This is a genomic window from Actinoplanes sp. HUAS TT8, from assembly GCF_051380535.1.
Classification (GTDB): domain Bacteria; phylum Actinomycetota; class Actinomycetes; order Mycobacteriales; family Micromonosporaceae; genus Actinoplanes.
In genome coordinates this window covers 95,203-114,225 of the sequence record NZ_CP195646.1, presented here as the reverse complement: position 1 = coordinate 114,225, position 19,023 = coordinate 95,203, and the positions used below count along the sequence as shown (strand labels likewise).

General features: G+C 66.6%; 14 protein-coding genes and 1 pseudogene. 4 read left to right on the top strand and 11 right to left on the bottom strand.

The window, feature by feature from the left end:
* Positions 1-2 precede the first annotated feature (2 nt).
* From ACSHV8_RS00440 to ACSHV8_RS00430, 3 genes are all read right to left on the bottom strand, one after another.
* Positions 3-2,051 carry a hypothetical protein gene (locus ACSHV8_RS00440; RefSeq protein ID WP_436528240.1) on the bottom strand — a complete coding sequence of 683 codons (2,049 nt, stop codon included), beginning with the start codon at positions 2,049-2,051 and terminating at the stop codon, positions 3-5.
* Between the two features lie 86 nt (positions 2,052-2,137).
* The gene (locus ACSHV8_RS00435; protein WP_436528238.1) at positions 2,138-2,515 is read right to left on the bottom strand and encodes a hypothetical protein; all 378 of its coding nucleotides are present in this window, start codon (positions 2,513-2,515) and stop codon (positions 2,138-2,140) included.
* Positions 2,506-3,564, bottom strand: a complete 1,059-nt coding sequence (locus tag ACSHV8_RS00430; protein WP_436528236.1) for a hypothetical protein — start codon at positions 3,562-3,564, stop codon at positions 2,506-2,508. The genes ACSHV8_RS00435 and ACSHV8_RS00430 overlap by 10 nt, the downstream gene beginning before the upstream one ends.
* A gap of 1,225 nt (positions 3,565-4,789) precedes the next feature.
* Here ACSHV8_RS00430 and ACSHV8_RS00425 point away from each other — a divergent pair.
* The 3 genes and pseudogenes from ACSHV8_RS00425 (at position 4,790) to ACSHV8_RS00415 (ending at position 7,338) form a co-directional block, all read left to right on the top strand.
* The gene (locus ACSHV8_RS00425; RefSeq protein WP_436528234.1) at positions 4,790-5,122 is read left to right on the top strand and encodes a hypothetical protein; all 333 of its coding nucleotides are present in this window, start codon (positions 4,790-4,792) and stop codon (positions 5,120-5,122) included.
* Between the two features lie 15 nt (positions 5,123-5,137).
* A pseudogene (locus ACSHV8_RS00420) lies at positions 5,138-6,009 on the top strand (IS5 family transposase).
* 84 nt (positions 6,010-6,093) lie between these two features.
* Positions 6,094-7,338, top strand: coding sequence for a hypothetical protein (locus ACSHV8_RS00415; RefSeq protein ID WP_436528232.1), 1,245 nt, complete (start codon positions 6,094-6,096; stop codon positions 7,336-7,338).
* A gap of 329 nt (positions 7,339-7,667) precedes the next feature.
* Here ACSHV8_RS00415 and ACSHV8_RS00410 read toward each other — a convergent pair whose 3' ends face one another.
* The 6 genes from ACSHV8_RS00410 to ACSHV8_RS00385 all read right to left on the bottom strand — a co-directional run bounded on the left by ACSHV8_RS00410 (position 7,668) and on the right by ACSHV8_RS00385 (position 14,662).
* Positions 7,668-8,684 carry a YaaC family protein gene (locus tag ACSHV8_RS00410; RefSeq protein WP_436528230.1) on the bottom strand — a complete coding sequence of 339 codons (1,017 nt, stop codon included), beginning with the start codon at positions 8,682-8,684 and terminating at the stop codon, positions 7,668-7,670.
* Positions 8,685-8,849: 165 nt separating this feature from the next.
* Positions 8,850-10,022, bottom strand: a complete 1,173-nt coding sequence (locus ACSHV8_RS00405) for a histidine decarboxylase (protein ID WP_436528228.1) — start codon at positions 10,020-10,022, stop codon at positions 8,850-8,852.
* Entirely contained in the window at positions 10,019-11,302 is a 1,284-nt protein-coding gene (locus tag ACSHV8_RS00400) for a cytochrome P450 (RefSeq protein ID WP_436528226.1), read from the bottom strand. The genes ACSHV8_RS00405 and ACSHV8_RS00400 overlap by 4 nt, the downstream gene beginning before the upstream one ends.
* Positions 11,303-11,377: 75 nt before the next feature.
* The gene (locus tag ACSHV8_RS00395) at positions 11,378-13,159 is read right to left on the bottom strand and encodes an asparagine synthetase B family protein (protein WP_436528224.1); all 1,782 of its coding nucleotides are present in this window, start codon (positions 13,157-13,159) and stop codon (positions 11,378-11,380) included.
* A gap of 63 nt (positions 13,160-13,222) precedes the next feature.
* The gene (locus ACSHV8_RS00390) at positions 13,223-13,816 is read right to left on the bottom strand and encodes a hypothetical protein (protein WP_436528222.1); all 594 of its coding nucleotides are present in this window, start codon (positions 13,814-13,816) and stop codon (positions 13,223-13,225) included.
* A gap of 39 nt (positions 13,817-13,855) precedes the next feature.
* Complete coding sequence (locus tag ACSHV8_RS00385; RefSeq protein WP_436528220.1) at positions 13,856-14,662, bottom strand: L,D-transpeptidase; 807 nt, start codon at positions 14,660-14,662, stop codon at positions 13,856-13,858.
* Between the two features lie 547 nt (positions 14,663-15,209).
* On the opposite strand from ACSHV8_RS00385, the gene ACSHV8_RS00380 reads away from it, so the two are divergent.
* A complete protein-coding gene (locus tag ACSHV8_RS00380; RefSeq protein ID WP_436528218.1) occupies positions 15,210-15,917 on the top strand; it encodes a hypothetical protein in 708 nt (235 codons plus the stop codon).
* 103 nt (positions 15,918-16,020) lie between these two features.
* On the opposite strand, the gene ACSHV8_RS00375 is transcribed toward ACSHV8_RS00380, so the two are convergent.
* Both ACSHV8_RS00375 and ACSHV8_RS00370 read right to left on the bottom strand, forming a co-directional pair.
* Positions 16,021-16,317 carry a helix-turn-helix domain-containing protein gene (locus ACSHV8_RS00375; RefSeq protein ID WP_436528216.1) on the bottom strand — a complete coding sequence of 99 codons (297 nt, stop codon included), beginning with the start codon at positions 16,315-16,317 and terminating at the stop codon, positions 16,021-16,023.
* Positions 16,318-16,886: 569 nt separating this feature from the next.
* Entirely contained in the window at positions 16,887-18,023 is a 1,137-nt protein-coding gene (locus tag ACSHV8_RS00370) for an SAM-dependent methyltransferase (RefSeq protein ID WP_436528214.1), read from the bottom strand.
* Positions 18,024-19,023 lie beyond the last annotated feature (1,000 nt).

The window sequence follows — 19,023 nt, the reverse complement described above, 5'->3', positions numbered from 1 at the left end:
TGTCAGATGGGCAGGATCGGGGCGTCGGCTACTGCGGACGCACCCCGCGTTCCGCCTGCCGCTTCACCGGATTTGCCGGATGTCGAGGCTTGGTCATCGCGGTCGTCGCCGGTGCCGGCCATAGCGGGTACCGGTGTGGTGGCGCTGGAAGCCGGACCAGTAGCAGCCGGGTCTGCGGAAGCGGCGACACCAGAGCCGTCCGGGCTCGCTGGTCCGTTCTCGGGGCCGCCGAGAGCTGCCGTCGTTGCCGGGTCACCGCCAGCATCCGCACCCGATGCCGGTGTGCTGTCTCCATGGCCCGCCCCGGCCGGGCTGGTGCCGGTCGCGGCAGGCGGCGTCACCGGCTGCGTGCCGCCGTCACTGGTGCTGTCACCAGGGGCAGGCACTTCGCCGCCGGACTTGCCCTGACCGGCGGACTCCTGGCCCTGACCGTCGTCTTCGCCGCCAGGCGGGTTGGCGACCGGCGCGCCGACGTCTTCGCCGTCCTGGCCCTGACCGGCGGCCTGCGCCGCATCCTCGCCGAGGCCATTCCCGAGACCGGCCATCTGACCGACCTGAGCGGCCGGGTTCGTCGGTGTGCTGGAAGCGTTCGCGTCCATCATGGAGACCGCGCTGTCGGATCCGCCCTCACCTGTACCCTGGCTGTCCTGGACGCCCTGGCGAACCCCGTCGAGCAACCCCGAGCCGACCGTCAGCGGCCCGCCGAACGCGGACAACATGCCATGCGCATTGACGTCGGACAGATAGCCGTCCCACATGTTCATGACCCGGAGCAAGATGAACGGGGCGGCCACCATCAGCCAGATCATCAACGTCGACTGCAGCACCGTGATCAAGTCGGTGGACGAGTACTCGGACTCGCCGGCATAGATCCAAATCCGGACAATGACGTACTTGCTGGCGCCGAGTGCATTGATGGTCCACAACGCTTTGCGCGGCCAGTGGCTGGTCTGCTCCCACGCATATCCGGCCATCGCCATCGCGCTGAAGATCGCCGCGACCGTGGTGATCATGCCGCGGAACATCATCATGATGAACAGCAGGCACAGACCGATGATCGCAACGATGCCGAGTACAGCCGCGAGGAACAGGGTGCCCGCGCCCGCGCTCAGCCCGGTGATCCCTTCGATCCAGATCGACGGATTCCACCGCTTACTCGCGTTGGCGTCCAGCGCGGCCTGAGCGGCTTGGTCCCACGCCATGACGATCACGTAGGCGATACCGCCGGCGACCGTTATCCCGATCACGGCCTTGACCAGGCCGACCAGGGAAGCCAGCGGGCTCGGGCCACCCCGGAACCGCAGTCCGTTTATGACCGTCGAGAGGAGAAAAAAGGCGAACACCAACATCACGGCCGTACCGGCCACGCCGTTGTAGGCGTGGTAGAACGCCTGATCCGGGGTGGCGATCGACGTCCCGGAGAACACCAGCCCGGCGAGCTGGCTCAGCAGGTACACCTCGGCCTGCACAATCACGTCGACCAGGCCCTGAACCCCCGACCGGATCCCGCGCTCGATGGCATCCTCAGCGCTCTTCTCGACCCGGCACGAGACGTCAGCCGTCACACAGTCCGGTTCCTTCGGATCGGGGTCGAACCCGGCCTTCACCCAGGCCGCCGACGCGGTGGCACAGCCCGCTTGCTTGGTGCGCCACATCGCCCGGCGACCGATCTGCGGCTCGCTTGCCATCTGCTTGCCGAACAGCGAGCAGTCGACCAGCGCGGCCAGGCCCTTACCGTCGGTCGGGCCGTCCAGCAGCACCGACGGCGTTCCGTCGACCGCCGGCGAGTCCAGACTCAGCGACGCCGCCGTGCACGACGCGAGGTCCTCGTCGCTCACGGCCTCGCTGCACCGCGTGACCCAATGCGAGGTAGCACCTGCCGGCGGGGTCTCGACATGGACCGCCCACGGCATGCACCACGCCACCGCATGCGGCGCCTTCTGCGCACACGCGGCATCCACGGCCGGCGCCTGCGGCGCCGATCGCGCCGGACCGGCGACAACCAACACCACTGCCAAGGCCCCAAGCAGGACGACAAGCAGGCGTGCCACAAAGGACTTCGCGGCTCGACGCAGTACAAGACCGAGCCTGGCCGGCTGGCCGGTGTGTAGGTAGCGAGGACTGGTCATCGGCGCTGTCACTTACTCAGCAGCCAGGCAGTGATGCTGGTCGCCGACCCGACGATCACCGCGACCAAGCCGGATTTCCACATCATCGACTTGCCTCGATCAGACACGATGTGAGCCCCGAAAATAGGGCCTACACCGAAGGCGATCGCGCCGGCGACCAGGCCGGACAGGGCCGCGATTGCGCCGAGGAACAGCAAGCCGTTGGCGATGTCGTAGAACAATCCGCCGTTCTTCGGAATCTGGTCCGGATCCGGGTGGATCTTGCTCCAGTCGAAGTTGAACGGCGTTCCAGTCGGTGTCGGGGTGGGTGCCGGAGCCGCCAGAGCCTGCAGAGCGGCCGCGTGGACACGGGCCGCCAGGTCGTAGTGCATGGTCGTCAGTGGCATCCGGCACGCTCCTCGATCGGCGCCGCCAACGCAGGCCGACCGGCGGCGCAGCGCTGCAGCACGGCATCGGCAACGTGCACCAGCGCGCGACGGGTCCGCCGGCGCAACTGGCGCGGATCGACCGGCTCCGGCTGGACCAGACGGGGGTCGTACGGCACCTCGTGCACCGCACCCGCGATGTCGTCGGCCTGCCGGACCACTGCGCGGACCTGCCGCGGCGTCGACGGCACGGTGGCCATCACCACCAGCACGCAATCGCGCGCCACCCGCGCATAGCCGGCAGCGGTCAGATGCGTCAGCAGCCGCAAGGCGTGCCGCAACCCGTCCGTGCTGGCCCGCGCAACAAGCACCGGAGCCGTGGCTGCGGCCAGGACGCGCCACACCGCGCCGGTCACCGCTGGAGGCAGATCGCACACGGTCACCGGAAACAGTTGCCGCAGCCGGTCGGCCAACGCCGCCGCCTCGTCGTGCCGCGGCGGACGTCGTTGCCGGCCCTCGGTCTCACCGACCAGCGCCAGCAACCCGGATGGGCCGCGCTGCACCCACTGCTCGACCTCGTTGCGGCTGGTCAGCTCGCCAAGGTTCTCGACGGCGTCCCAGACGGTGGCCCGATTCTGCCGGCCCACCCGCACCCCTAGACCGCCCCACGGCGCCGGGACCATGTCCACAGCGATGACCGGTTCCGGCACCGCCAGCGCCAGCAACCCGCCGAGCGCCGCAACGAGCGTGGACCGGCCCACCCCGCCGTCAGCGGAGGTGACCGCCACCAACGCACGGGGCTGCAGGGCAGCGGCGTTGAGCCAGACCCGCTCGGCGACATCGGCCGGCCCGAACTCGTTCGGAACCGGACGCGGCTCATGCACTACAAGGCGGCCAGCCGGCACGGCCGGCGTTCCCTCGGAAATCGTGCCTGCCAGGAGTGCGGCCGAAGGTGCGGCCGGCGTCGGGCCGGCAGGAGGCGGAGCCAAGGAGTGGTGCATCGGTGCGGCGGCAGCTACCGAGCGGCGCCGGTCGCGGGTGATAAAAGGCGGCGGATCGGGCAGAGTCATACGTCCCCCGGAACTGGTCGATGACCGCGGTCGCGGGCCGGCGGCAATCGAACGGGGACGAAAGCCGCCGGCCAGCACCTGACACGACCGCCTCAACTCAGCGGCCGGTGATCATCAGCTCCACGACACCCAGGGGCTCTCGCCCGGTCGTCGTTGGCGTCGCGCTCGGCCGATAACTCCGGTACGGCTGCGCACCCCTACGGCCCAGCCGCCTGAAATCCAGCGCTCCCCCCGAGCGAACCGGCTACCGCCCCGCGACGATGATCACGACAACGACGATGCCGCCCACGAACGCCGATAGATAGTTGCCTCCGATTGCCGCCGGTTGCCGCGCTCTCACCAAGCAGGGCTCTGAACTGGAGTTTTGACACACTTCCATCGACGCCTCCACATAAGGCGAGACGGACCAGGGCGCCGTTCGCGGATACCGACGCCCTGCAAGGCGCCGGGCGGATGCGGCGCCGGCGCCAGTGGATGCGGTCGCGCGTCGGTGTTAACGCCCGCCTTGCGCCGGTACCGTTGTGCATAGGCGGGGCGGGTTTGCCGGGGTCGCGAGGGCGAGAGGGCAGCAGTGCTGGAGGAACGGGAGCCGATCGGTAAGCGGGTTCGGCGGGCGCGACTTCGGATGGGATGACTCAGGCCGATTTAGCTGCGGCAGCAGGCAAGGCGCAGGGCTGGATGTCGAAGGTCTCGGTTGTGATTCAGGAGCCGACCCCGACAGGTCACTCCACCCTGGCCACGCCGCAGCTCAGTAACGATTTGCTGCCACAGAAATCTTGCCATATCCGGTTCAAGGTGCACGCCGACACAGCACGTTGGCTGGATATGGCCTGCCGTCCGGCAGGCTCCTCGCCGGGGAGAAGAAACGAGCGTCGCCCCGTGGGGCAGGCCGTGGCCGTCCTCGATGGCACCTGCGCACTTTTGGACTATGGAGAAGCGTCTGTCATCGCGGACACGGCGTACTCGGCTAGTACGAGTGCCCCGGCAGCAGACGGCGACACTCATATGGATGCCATCCGCGAGGGTTGGCCCTACAGGTAAGCGACCACCATCGACTACGGTATCCCCGAAAAGGGCACTGACGGCATGGTCCTCGGACAGCACGCCCGTCGCCGGACGAGAGTCAGCGCCGCCTGCGCCCTTTGCTCATACGCGATTCGTACGGGGGCATCTCGTGATTCGTTGGGAGAGTCTCGATCCCGCTAACGTCGAACGAGCCATCAAAATGCTGGTACGACGTTTGCATCCGTCGGCGCAAGCTATCGATGGATCCGGCGGCGACGGCGGCCGAGACATCGCCTGGAACAGTCCCGATGGCCTGGTTGTATTCGAGGTTAAGTCCTATACCAGTCGGCTGGGATCGACACAAAGACGCAATATTCGAGACTCACTCACCACTGCTAGCCAACACGACCCGGCGCAGTGGATCCTCATCCTGCCCCTCGACCCAACGCCTGCAGAAGAAGCCTGGTTCAACGGACTCCGTAAAGACTTCTCGCCCACCGACCTGCAGTGGCGTGGCCGAGACTGGCTAGGCCGTGTCCTGCCGATCAGTTGATCAGTTCTGGTTGATGTGTCGGGTGTTGGACGTGGTGAGCTGACGGACAAGGCATGGGCGGTGATCGAGCCGCTGCTGCCCGAGCCGGGTCGCCGATCGGGTCGGTGGCGCGATCATCGGCAGGTGATCAACGGCGTGCTGTGGAAGTTGCGGACCGGGGCGCCGTGGCGTGACGTGCCGCAACGCTACGGGCCGTGGAAGACCTGTCACGAACGGCTGCGTCGATGGACCGACGACGGGACCTGGGAAAAGATCCTGGCCAGGGCTCAGGTATACGACGATGGCCAGCCGGTCGAATGGATCATCAGCGTGGACTCCAGCGTCGTGCGTGCTCACCAGCACGCCGCCGGAGCACGCAAAAAAGGGGCTCTGCCGGCGGTATCACGGTGGCAGCGCAGGACGGTGAAGCGCTGGGCCGCTCGCGGGGCGGCCTGACTACCAAGATCCACCTTGCGGTCGACGGCCGCGGCAGGCCGCTGTCACTGCTGATCACCGCGGGGCAGGCCGGCGACAATCCGCAACTGTTCCCGCTGCTCGACGCCATCAGCGTGCACGCAGGCGGACCGGGCCGGCCCCGCAAGAAGCCGGACATGCTGATCGCGGACAAGGCTTACGCCCATGACCGCACCCGCCGCGGGCTGCGACGCCGCGGTATCGCCCACACCATCCCCGAACGCGCCGACCAGGTGGCCCGCCGCGCTGCCAAGGGCAGCCGCGGCGGACGCCCGCCCGCCTTCGACAGCGAGGTCTACCGGCAGAGAAACGTCGTGGAACGCTGCTTCAACCGGTTCAAGCAATGGCGTGCTCTGGCCACCCGCTACGCCAAACGAGCAGCCATCTACCGAGCATCACTACTGCTCATCGCCGCCCTGATGTGGCTTCGATGATCGGCAGGACACGGCCTAGACGGCCAATTCGCCAACCACCAGGATCTTCGCCGTTATGTCGAAGGCTCCGACTACGACCTGCTAGTGCGGGCGCGTGAACTCGGCATGGAACAGGCTGCGCTCGCCGATGGGGCAACAGACCTAGCGCGCCGGATCGACACGCTCGTTCATGGCCGAGCCAGGGAGCTGTCACCTTACTGGCAGGTTGACGTGGAAACCGATAGCGGCACCACAGTACTGCGTTACTCGGCTCGCGTACCGAACGCGGCAGCACTTGATCCTGTGACGATACGACCGACATTCGCCTTCCCGCTCCGCGATCCTGAGGCAGCAGCCGCTGCAAAACAGCTAGAGCACGCGTTCCACTATGGCTCTGCCGCAACCGTGCCCGCCCAATTCGTCAAGCATGTCGCCGTCGAAGCGTCCGACCAGGCCCGCCAACTACTCGGCAGCAAAGAAATGGAAATCCCCGGCCAGATTACCATCGGCGAAGCCATCAACAACGAAGGTCTCCCGCTCGTAATGACCTTTAAAGTGATGACTCCCGAGGGCTCCGCGGTCGCCTCGATAGACATCATCGTAAGCAAGAGGACAGTCGGCGGCCGAGGGGTTCAGTTAATAGGATCGGACGCCTCCCAGCTAATGAACGTTACACAGATCGTTGACACCCCCGAGCCTGGAGAAATGCAGAACGGAAAATTCAACTTCACGTTCGGCGAAACTACCGGCCGCTTCCCGTATGAAGCGCGGAGAGTGGCCGACTTTGTCATCGCCATGCAACTCGGAAATAAAATCGCCGTCCATGTCGGCCCAATTCGCATTGGCTACGCGGACGTTGGCGCCGAAATCTTGACCGGGGCCATGCCGGCCGCCCGACTTATCGTCATCTTAGACGAGCTGCAACAACACTTCCAAGATCTATTCCCGATCCCCAGTGACTTGACTTTACGAAATCTTCTCGAACTTGAGATCGCGCACCGCCTACTATCCGGCGACCGCGTGAAGTGGCTTGATCGCACTATCACAACGGGAATACGGGCCGAACGCCTCAAATCCTTCCTGCAGCGCGCAAATTACGTCGATGCCGTGGACCTAGTCGTCGGCGGGCATCCTATGGTCGTCCTCTGCGGTGAACACGAGTTCGCATTAGGGCTCGTGGAGCTAAGAGCCAATGTCAGGCTGGCGAACCGGGAAGAGCTAGAGGCAGCAGCCGGAACCGATGCCGAAGTCTCCGCGCATTGGGAATGCACCGAAGGGGAGCACATCTACATCATGCTTCCGAACGACTCGACACCCGCCGAACAACGAGACGCTGGCACCTACACCTAATAGGGTCGGTGCGACCGGCCCGGCACATGTTAACGGAACCTCTGAGCGCCCGCATCGATTGCCCAGATCTGGAATTTCCGCGATAGCGCCTCGCAACCTTCCGCCGGCCGCACCCATTTTCGGCATCACGATAGTGTGCTGGTTGATACGATCGCTCACCCTGTCGCACCGTTTCAGAATCGCGTTGTGGATGTCGCTCAGCCACTCGCGCGGCCGTCAGGTTGGCCCCACCGCGACCAATGAGGCAGGCGGGCCCTCACTGACGTAAGCGGCATTTCAAAATGAAGTATGAAAGTTCACCTCGCGCCACTCTTACCAGGTCGGCGATTCTACTGTGACACCTCTCCGATTGTCTGGAGGAGCAGCTCAGGCACAGCGGTCAGCGCCTCGGTGAGTAGACGCTCGATACTCACGGCATCTTTGCTGGCATCGACGGCAATGTGCCCTGCCCACGATTCGGGGTGGTAGCGAGCAAGCATGGAGAGCGCGAAAAGTGTCGCCCACCAAGCCATGATCGGATGCAGCGAATCCGTGTTAGCGCCGACTACAGGAAAGACGTATCGCTCATGAAGTCGATATCGCGTGCTGTGGATGAGCGCCTCATCAGCCCTCTCCCGGTACCCACTGTTAGTACTGGGGTAAGCGAGATGAACTACTGCCCCGGGGTCGCCGGGATACACACCTCTGGGATAAATTGCCGAGTGCCCATTGAGCCTTGGGTAACGCTGAAGAAAAGTCTCCAACTCCGATGTGGGGGCCAATTGCGGAGACTGTGGCATGAGCTCGGGCGGGACTCCCGTCACGGCTAGCTGAACGGGCGAGCTGGTGTCGGCGGCAACCGTCAGAGACCAGTCATCGGCATTGGCTGGTAGCGGGCCCGCCGGCTCCGGATCATCCAACTGGAAGTGCCCCGTCTCGGGCAACGTTCCCCACAACTCGCCGAGCCGGACTGGGGTAGATTCCTCCCACACTGGCGAGGAAAGAATCCTCGACAGCCGGTTAAAGCTACCGGCGCTAGTTCGGTCGCAGTACACCGTCACGTCGCAAATGGGCCCTACCAGCGTTCCGGTGTTCGCCTTGATGCCGTGTCCGATGAGACGATATTCGTCGTTGTGGACATGTTTGGCTGCTGCGGCGATGGCTCGGCCTCCCTGAGAGAGACCGTAGAAGAGCAGCAGTGGGCGTGTCGCCACTCCTACGCTCGCCGCGGCGGTGAACATCTGCTGGGCCTGTTCCAACGCGGCCGTATAGGTCTTCCGCCGGGCACCTCTGATACCAGCGGGCGGATCGGCTCGGGTCACTCGCAGCAGTGACCAGATCTCATCGACACCGAGTCTCGAAGTCACCTAGTGATCTTCCATCATGCCGCCTCCATGGCCAACCACCTTTGGTCGACCTTGGTGGGACGGCCAGGCTCACCACGCTCAATCTGACACAAGCAGGCACCGGCCCGCGCCAGACAGCCATGACGCTTGTCGTGAAGGGTGCGATAGGTCAGCTCACGACCCTGATCACGAGGCTGACGCTGCGGGTTCGCGGCCGGCGGTGAGGTCGCCGATCAGGGCGTCGACTTGGTGCGTGGTGACGCCGGGCATGCAGATGATGTGGCTCCAGCCGTCGGTGGAGGGCAGCCGCCACTGTGCCTTCACCGGGTCGGCCGGTTCGCGCAGCATGACGGTGAACGCGTTCGGGTTGCGCCAGTGCGGCCAGCCGATCTGCTGGAGTCGACGGCAGGCGTACGCGGCGACGGCTCGGGCCTGTTGGGTGCGCTCGAAGAGCCCGGCGGGCCCGAGGACGTCCAGGGCATGGGCGAGCATGACGGCGCCGAGACCGGTGCGGGATCCGGTGATGGAGGTGTCCGGTGCGCCGGTGTAACGGATCGCGGGCGGCAGTTCGTGGAGGCCGCGGCGCACGATCACGAGGCCGCAAACGATCGGGGTGCCGAAAAATTTGTGGCCGCTGATGGAGATGCTGTCGGCGCCGTCGGCGAGGTCGAAGCCGGGCCGGTCAGCGGTGACGGCCAGGGGTGCGCCCGCGAGAGCTGCGTCGGAGTGCACGTACCGGTGGGTGATCCCGGCGGCGTCGAGGGCGAGGTGGATGCGGTGGACGTCGTCGACGGCTTCGGTCATGGTGGTGCCGATGTTCGCGGTCACGAGCGCGGGCCGATTCCGGAAGCGGGCCGCTTGGCGGCGCAGGTCGGCGTAGTTGATCTCGCCGTTCGGCAGGGCAGCGACGGTGACGCTGGGCAGCCCCAACAGGTGTTCGGCCTTACCGACTGAGTAGTGCGATGCCGCGCTGTGGAAGGCGACCGCGTTGGGTAGCCGGGTGCGGGCCAGCCAAAGTCCGTAGTGGGTGCCTTCGGTGCCGCCGCTGGTCACGTACCCGCTCCAGCCAGCGGGGGCACGGAACAGCGTGGCGAAGTAGTCGAGGACGTCGCGTTCGATGTCTTTGGCCTGCATCGGGAAGATGCCGTCGACACGCGGGTCACCGAGGTTGTTGAGAAGCACGCCGAGCAGCGGGCCAAGCGGCCGGTAGTCGATGTCGACGGCGTTTGGGAAACCGATGCTGGTGCGGGCCGCAGTGGTAAGCCGGTGCAGCAGATCGTGATAGCGCGGCCCCATCGCGGCTTGCGTGGATGAGGCCGGCGCCGGGTGGCGGGCGGGTGTGGTCAGGTGGGTGGTCATGGCTGGGCTCCGGTGCTCGTGTGGTGCGCGAACGGGCAGCGCGCTGCCGCGCCGGTGGTGGCGGGCAGTGTGAGGTGGGTGCGCAGGGCGGCGTTGGGCTGGAAACGGCGCTGGTAGCCGTCGACGAGTCGCAGGTGCGGGAATCGGCGGGCGAGGGTCCGCAGGGTGGTGGTGAGTTCGAGGCGGGCCAGGGCTGCGCCGATGCAGTGGTGTGGGCCGGCGCCGAAGGCGAGGTGTTGGGAGAGCCAGGCTCTGCCGGGGTCGAAGCGGTCGGGGGTGCCGTAGACGCGGGGGTCGTGGTTGGCGCTGCCGATCAGCAGCAGGCAGCGGGCTCCGGCCGGGATGGTGGTGCCGTCGAGCGTGATCTCGTTGGTGGTGATCCGTAGCCAGCCGTCGATGGCAGGGCTGTGCCGCAGGGATTCTTCGACGTGGGTGTTCAGGTAGTGCTCGTCGTCGGCCAGTTGCGACCACCGGTGCGGGTCGGTGAGGCCGTGTTCGAGCGCGTGGCCGAGGGCCCCGGTGGTGGTCTTCCAGCCGGCGATGGTCAGGTTGAGGACGAGCGCGGCGATCTCGTCCAGGCTCAGCCGAGCCTCACCGTCGTGGTGGCGCAGCAGGTCTCCGATCAGGCCCGGCCCGGGATCCGGGTGGCCGGCCCGGGTCGCGACGAAGTCGCGGCAGAAGTGCCAGAAGTCGACGAGACCTTGGGCTGCGGTGACCTGCGCGTGCGGTTCGAGGTCACCCCAGACGAGGTCGGCGAAGCCGGCCGCCCAGCCGGCAATCTGGTCATGGTCGTCGGTGGGAACGCCGAGGATGTCGAGGATCACCAGCAGCGGCAGCTGGGCGGCGATGGTGTGCATCAGGTCGACGCTGTCGTGGCCGGCGAGCGCGTCGGCGAGCTGGTCGACGTGGGTTGCGACGAGGTGTCCCCATGTGTGTTCGGCGCTCGCCGTGGTGGTCGGGAACACCGCGCGCAGGGTGGTCCGGATCCGGGTGTGCTGCGGGGCGTCGGCGCTGACCAGCACGCCGGCTGCATCGAGCCCGGTGAGGATGACGGCCGCCGCGTCGGTCAACGGGAGGATCGGTGTCAGAGTCGCGGCGTTGGAGTACATCCGGCTGTCGGTCAGGGTGGTGCGGACGTTGTCGTGCCCGGCGATCAGCCACAGGTCGAGGTCGGGGTCGTGGAAGATCTGGCTGGCGCCGAAGCCGAGGAGCTTCTTCCAAGTCTCGGCGGGGGCGGTGCTGTAGGTGCTGTAGGTGGTGCCGAACGGGTCGAGTCTCATGATCAGGCCCTATGGGAGAAGCCTGCTGGCCGGATCCGGGGATGAGTTCTGCCCGGGACCGCTGGCCGGGCAGGGCTAATTGATGGTGATGTGGTGCCGGGCGAGCCAGGCGTTGATCTCGATCAGATACGCGATGGTGGTGTGCCAGTCCCGGACCGATGGAGCGGCCGCCTGGTTAAGGACGTATCGGACGCGGTCGCGGTGCAGCAGCCCGTTCAGTGGGGCGGCCGGGTCGGTGGTGATCGCATGCAGGCGTTCGCGTTGAGTGCGGTCCCAGGCCGGCAGTAAATGCGCGCCGGGCATCGATCGTTGGGGTAGCCAGGTCACGGCCGGTGGCAGCAGGTCGGCGATCGTGTGGCGCAGCAGGCCGTTGGGGATGCCGAGCAGGTGCCGCATCGACCACGGGGTGTTGAACAGCAGCTGCGCGATCAGCCAGTCCGCGAACGGGGTGTGCACGGTGACGCCGGCGGCCGCGGCGAGCTGGCCGAGACGGACCAGCAGCTGCGGCAGGTAGCCGGTCAGGGTGAGGTGGTGCATGACCCGGCGCCGCCGGGCGATGACGTCTTCGCCGTCAACCCGGGTGATGTTCTCGGTGGCCAGCGCGAAGCGCATCGTGCGGTAGGCGCCGGGGATCAGATGCCAGCGGGCGTCATCGGTGAGCAGATCGGTCGCGGCCAGCCCGGACGACCGCCACGGGACCTCGTCGTGGGCCAGCGCTTCTGGTCCGTGCAGCCATCGGTAGCCTGCGAAGACGGCGTCCGCGCCGGCACCGGACACGACGCTGGTGTGGCCGCGGCCGGCGACGTGCTGGAGCAGGGCGAGCAGGGGTGCGTCGAGGTTCGCCGGGCCGGGGAAGTCGAGGGCGCGTTGTGCTGTGGCGGCGGTGTCGAGGAGCCGGTCCGTGCCAACGGTGATGATCGTGTAGTCGAGGCCGAGATGGGCGGCGGTGCCCGCCGCGGCGGTGATGTCCGCGCCGGTGCCGGGCGGTTGGCTTCCCGGCTCTGCCAGGGTCAGCGAGTAGGCGCTTCCTTGGTCGGCTTCGGGTTTGATCGAGAACGCTGCCGCGACAGCGGAGGCGATGCCGCCGGAGAGCAGCATCGCCCCAGCCGGGCGCTGACGTAGCGGCGCGGTTTTGTCGGCGATGGCCTGCCGGAGTTGGTGGGCGGTGCCGTCGAGGTCCTGGCCGTGTTCCTCGGCCTGCAGCTGCCAGTAGCGGTGCAGCCGGATCCCGGCCGGGCTAGAGCGCAGAAGTTGGCCGGGCAGCAATTCCCGGACGCCGCGGAGCACGCCGTGCCCGGGCGTGCGTGTCGGGCCGAGGGTGATCAGTTCGTTGAGGCCGTCGGCGTCGACGATGGCGGGAACGTCAGGATGGGCCAGCAGCGCGGTCGCGGTGCTGGCGAACAGCAGCCCGTGCGACTGGGTGTGCCAGAAAAGAGTTTTGGTGCCGAGCGGGTCACGGACCAGAAGTAGCTGCCGGGCCTGGTTGTCCCAGATCGCGATGCTGTAGCTGCCGTCGATCCGGTCGACCAGGGCGGCGCCCCACTGCCGGTAGGCGTGCAGCAGCACCTCGGCGTCGCTGCTCAGCGGCCTGGCCCGTTGATACAGCTGTTCCTCGAGGCGGATGCGGTTGCTCAGGTGGCCGTCGATGAGCAGCATCAGGTCGGGGTCCGGGCGGTCGGGGTGCCGCCAGTCGGCGTACCCGGTCGCCGGGCCGCGGCGCGCGAGCGCCGCGTGGCGGCTCGTCTGCGCCAGGCTGTCGGTTCCGCTGGTGGGATCGAGCGCGTCGGCGAGCGCGCCCAGGGTGGGGCGGTGGTCGCGCAGATCGTGGGCGGTGTCGGTCCAGCCGGTGATACCCATGCCAGTGATCTCCTGCAAGATGCCGGGAACGAAAGGAAGGACGCGCTGGCGTGTTCGCGGCGCTCAGGAGCCACTCGGCCCCGATGCGGGGCGTGCGGAGCCGAGTGGCGGCCGCGGTGGGGTCGGCCGGTCCGGGACCGGCGCGCAAGTGGCCGCGGCGACGTTGATGGTGCTGCCGCGGCCGGCGTGGACCCGGACCTGCATGCCGATCACGGTGGTCGAGCCGTCCTGGTTCTTGGTCCGGACGTCGAAGGCCACCGTCGCCTTGCCGTGCAGGCGACTGATGGTTACTCCGCTGACCTGCGAGACGGCGGCGCCGTTACGGCAGAGCGCGGTGACCGCCGTTACCCGAATGGCGCCGCTGAGCAGGTAGACGTCGTAGGCAGCGGCAGAGGCCTGGCCGTCGCCGGCGGAGGTGTGTCCCCATCTGACTTCCTGGCGGCCATCAGCGGAGCGAGCGCCGCCGGAGCTCCCGCGGATGCGGCTGGAGTTGCTGAAGGCGTTAGGGCCGGCGGACAGGGGGTCGTCGCCGACAGCGAAGATGGCGTACGCGGCGTCATAGCGGGGCGCCGGTGAGGCCGGCGGTGTGGCGGCGAGTGCGGTTCCGGTGCCGGTCAGAGCGGTTGCGGCGAGCAGGGCGAGCTGAGGCATGGTCATCAGTGCGATACCCCTTTCGGGCGATGGTGATGGTGGTGATCAGCGGTAGATGCGCACCAGCGAGCCGGCCGGGATCCGTGCCAGGGTGGCGATGGCGTCGGCGGGAACGCGCAGGCAGGCGTGGCAGGAACGGTCGTCGTCAGGCTCGACGGGCAGCGCGTGGATGGCGACGGTTCCGGCGCTGCCGGTGCAGGTCGGCACGGCCGGGCCATGCTGGCCGAGGGCTAAGAACGCGGCGGCCGGTTCGGCGCCGGGAATGACTGTGAGCAGAAAGGTTCGCCCGGCCGGGGGCAGCGCCGGGTCTGTTGCGGCGGATACCCGCCAGGAGCCGGCCAGGCGGCCGCTGGTGAACAGCTGCAGGCGGCTTGATCGCCGATGCACGCGGATCTCGTGCGGGGTGTGGGTCAGAGCGAGCTCGGCGGTGGTGATCCATCCGGTAGCTGCGTTCGGCCGCGAAGGCAGCAGTACCCGCATCCAGCCCGGCTGCTGGTCGATCACCGGCAACCACACGTCGCTGCCGAGCACCTGCGGCGACAACCAGGCGATCACCGCACCATCGGGCTCGGCGTAGACGTGCACCGGCTGCCGGTGGTGAGCGATCATGCCGGCCGTGCCGGCGGTGACGGCTTCATCCAGCGGCGCGGCCGTGATCTCCTGGCCGACCGTCGCTTCCGGGAGCAGCGCCAGGTCGAATGCCTCCGCAGCCGTCATCACCGGCCGGGCACGCCCGGTGAAGCCTTTGTGGTAGCCAGTTGCCCGTCCGGAGGCCGATGTGCTGGCCCGTCGCCGCAACGCCATCGGCGTCAGCAACGCGAGACCTGCAGCAAGAGCCGCAGCCGGCACCACCCAAGTCCGGCCGACTCGATGCTGGTGAGCGCTGGCCCACCACCCACCGCCTACGGGCCTCGGCCGGGACGGGCCGCCGGAGTCTGCTGGCTGGGCCAGGTTCCAAGTGTCGTGGACCGGCGTTGTCATGCCGGTCATGCCTCGCAGGGCGTGCAGGAGTGGAGCTCCGCGCGGCGGCAGGCGACCACCAGCTGGATCTGCCGTGTTCGGCGTCGCGCCTGGGCTGGCAGTAGTCGGATCAGGCGTGTGCCTGGCAAGGCCAGTCTTCGCCGGAAATATGGCACGCCGGGAGACACAGGGTACGACTGGTCCGGCACGCCGCCCTCGTTTAGAGTTCGGAGAACTTTGATCACGTCATTGACCCTCAACCACGAGGAAAGCGATCGATAGTTGTCTCCGATTGCCGCCGATTGCCGGGGGTTGACGGGGTTGTCCCGCGAAGGCAGCGGCGTGACTCAAAGGGGCACGAACATCGGGGCAGGATGGGGCCGGCGCCGGGGTCCTGCCACCGAGCACAGACGCGACTGTGGCTACCGGGGGATAGATAATGAGTGCGTACACGCACGAGCTTCTTCAGCGGGGCAACGGCTTATCCGAGCCGATCCGCCAAGCCTTGAACGAGGCGGCTATGGCTTGCAACACCGCCGCCATCGCGGTGAATCACGCGTTCGGGTTTCAGGTGCAGTACACCACCGAGCGAGACGCGTTATCGACAGTGAATTTGGGTGAGCATGCACCCGAGTCGCAGCAGCCTTCACCGCGAGCCCGCGTAGTCGACGACCTAGAGCGAATCGCGGGCAGCTTCTATGACCAGACCTTGGTGGCGTTGACTCGGGCAGCCGCGCACTATGCCGGCTACGCCTCGCAGGTCGCCACGGAGCTGCTCGCCGGTCGGGCGGCCCCGCTCCCGGAGCAGCAGCCGGTCAGGCCGTCCGATGTGATCACGGCGCTCGACCTGTGTCTGCCGAAGATCGAATTCGATACACCGGATGATCCAGCCCTGGCGGAGAAGAACGCGGAGGTCCTGGCCGCCCATCACCAGCTGTGGCAGGTCGTCTCCCTTCAGCTGCGGGGTGAGAACCCGCTTGCTTACGACGATCCTGCAGCGGTTAGGGCCGGTGCAGCCGACCCCACGGGAATTTCGGAGACGTTCCCGAACGCCCTGCACCAATACGCTGCGACCTTGACATTCGCGATAAGCGTCCTCACCGAGATCCGCGAGCCAGGCAGTGCCGGCTCAGCCAGCACCGCCTGACATCGCTGCGTGAGCAGGAGACCATCAACGCAGCCGGAGCGGGAACGAACACCTGCGGCTTCTGCAGCGGGAGTTCGCTACGACGACTCACCCACCGACGCGATCACCAATAGAAATCGGGGTCAACCGGAAGACCGAACTCGGCAACCTCGATATCAAACGCAGCCGCCAGCAAATGCAGGTTGAACTGGCTCGGCTCCCTTTCCTCATTCTCCCATCTGCTGATCATCTGGATGAGAGAACGCATACCGGCTGTCCCGCCATGGTCGACAGCGGCCTCGCTCATCCGCTTCGCCACCTGCAACTGTGTCCAGCGGCGTCGCATGCGAGTCCGGCGCAGCCGGCGACCGAAGCTAAGTCCAGGATCGGCGTTGGCGTCCTCGCTCCTGGACAAGTCCATCCCCGGTTCGTATCCCCCCGTCCGTGACACCCCTCGTGGGGCATCAGCGAAATCTGCGGACCTTTCCTGATGGGCCGACCCGACCGAGTCGGCCATGAACATGGTCACCACGGCAATCCCCCATGGTTACTAGTGGCTATCGATGCGTTGCCGCGACCGCTGCGTCAGCAGTCCCCTCTCCATGAACTCGCCCCTTGCTTAAGCTGTTCATCATCGCTGGCCAGATCCATCCCATCTGGCCAGCCAATCTAGGCGGCCGGTCCAGAGTCGCTTGCTGCGGACCTCTAGCGCCGCCGCCCCGCCCGCTCTTGCCCGCAGGCGGGAACTCGTCCATGGCGGCGCCGATGCCGTAGCTCCTCGGCACACTGCCACGATCCTCGGGCGACGGCGGGCCTGGTGACTGTTGCACTGATCAATACTGGACGCTAGATCCACTATTAGGAATGCCGCTTTACTGTCCGATATACGGATCAGTGGCGTCTCGTCACCGATCGCGCCACCTCATTTAATATTGATCGATGCTCAATCACGGGCGGCAGGCGTTCTACCCACCGCCCCCGGTCTTCCTTCTACGGCAGGCGGCCTACGGCTCCATAAAGAGACACGTCGGCGGCAGACGGCCGCCCAGGGGCGTCAGCGTCCTCCGCGTGCCAGTCGTGGGCGGGAACGATGCCCGGCTCCACGAGCTCCAAGCCGTCGAAGAACCGCCCGAACTGCTCCTTGGAGCGACACACGATGTCGTTCCGGCCAGCGGCAACCATCTGCTCGTAAAGGGCAACAACCTCTGGCGTGTTGAAGTCCGTCGTGGCGTTGCTCACCACCAGGTAGCTGCCGGAGGGCAGCACTTCCAGCAATCGCCGGACCGCGGCCAAAGCCTGACTGTCATCCCGGATGAAGTGCAGGACGGCCACCAGAAGCAAACCCACCGGCTGCGTCAGATCGAGCGTCTCCTCCAGCGCAGGATGGTCGAGAATCGACTCCGGGTCGCGAAGATCGGCCTCCAGATAGGCCGTCTTACCACTCGGGTGACCCAGCAGCAGTGCACGCGCGTGGGCCATCACAATCGGGTCGTTGTCGACGTAGACCACGCGGGCATCAGGCACAATCCGCTGCGCCACCTCATGGGTGTTGTCCGGCGCCGGCAGCCCGCAACCGATATCCAGGAACTGCCGCACCCCCAGGCCGGCAAGATAGGTGATCGCGCGGCCCACGAACGCCCGATTCGCCAGCGCCGCGATAACCGCCGTCGGGAAAAAATTGCTGATCTCGTCGCCTGATTCGCGGTCCGCGGCGAAGTTGTCCTTCCCTCCGAGCCAGTAGTTGTACCGGCGAGCCGGGTGGGCTACCGACCCATCGACCGACGAGAGATCACGGGCGATACGAGGCTCACTGCGGACCATCTTCCTGCGGATGTACAGCCCGATCTCGGCATCGGTCTGGACGCCGAGAGCGCGCCGCAGGGCAGCACGGCGCGCGTCAGAAGGCCAGCTGTGGTCACGGCGCTCCAGCTTGCCGATCCAGCGTCCGTCGACCTCGTCAGACTTGGTGTTCTGGCCTGGAAAGAGCTCGACCAGCGCCTTGTTAACCGCCTCGGCCAGCTCTGTTCTGCTCCAGCCCGGCTTTTCCCGGTTGGGGGTCTTCATCGCTTGGCGACGTTCGATGAGTTTGAGGTTGTGTTTGAATCCGGGCTGCCTGGCCTTAGTCATGTGTCCTCGATGTCGCGGTGGCGGAACGCCTCATCGCCGGATGAGCATTCGTTCCGAGGAACGCGGTCAAAGCACCTGATCGATCTCGGTCATCGCACAGGGCGCTTCGTCGCCGACTCCTGGCGCGCAGTGCGGCACCAGCCCTGCCCCGGGGTCTCGACGCTGCATGACGACAACGTCCCTACGATCACCCCTCAAGGAGCGACCGGAACTCCGGCGCGAGAAGCCGATAAGGCTGCCGCACGTGGTGGCCAATCCGATATCCGGCCGAACCGAAGTCGGCAGGACCGTCGACGGCAGGCACATGATCGGTCGGAACAAAGCCGGGCGAACCAGCTCACGCCGATCCGCGAGGCGGCCATGCCGTGGGCGTCCTGGACTCATCACATGTCCCCGTCGTCGATACAACAGCGCGCAGCCGTAGATTGACAGTTGTGCACGTCAGGAAGGCGCTAACGTAGCAGGACGGGCCGTGAGAGCGTGATCCGTTTGCAACGTGGGGCCCTGTGAAAGTGCCTTCCATGCCACGAAGTCGCGCGCCAGAACACGCAGCGTAGCCAGCAGCGCCAGCGACGACTTTCCGCGCAAGGAAGGCCCCGGGCACCACGCGACGTGACGCCTGCTCCAGAGTGGAGGGTGCGCTCTCCTTCTGCCACTGCTCGCCGTCCACATAGGCCGTCACCTGGGCGCGGTCGCGTCAACATCCGTTGCATCCACGTGAACTTCGCCCGCCTTGCGCAGCATCCAATTAATTGATGCCCGCCTATTGAATTCAAGCGAATCGCCAGGTGAGTGCGGCTACATTCCGTGTTCCGCAACCGCGAGCGCCGCACCTCGACACGCTATGTGATCTTGGCTACACGGACCTCAGGTGTTCGCTTCCACCAACCGCTAGGGCAGCCGATGAACCACTCACTGACGTCGGCGACGGACAGCAGCTACTCCTCGCAGGTGCTCGTCCGATCCGAGCCGGCACCGGTGGCCACCCAGATCCCGCCTA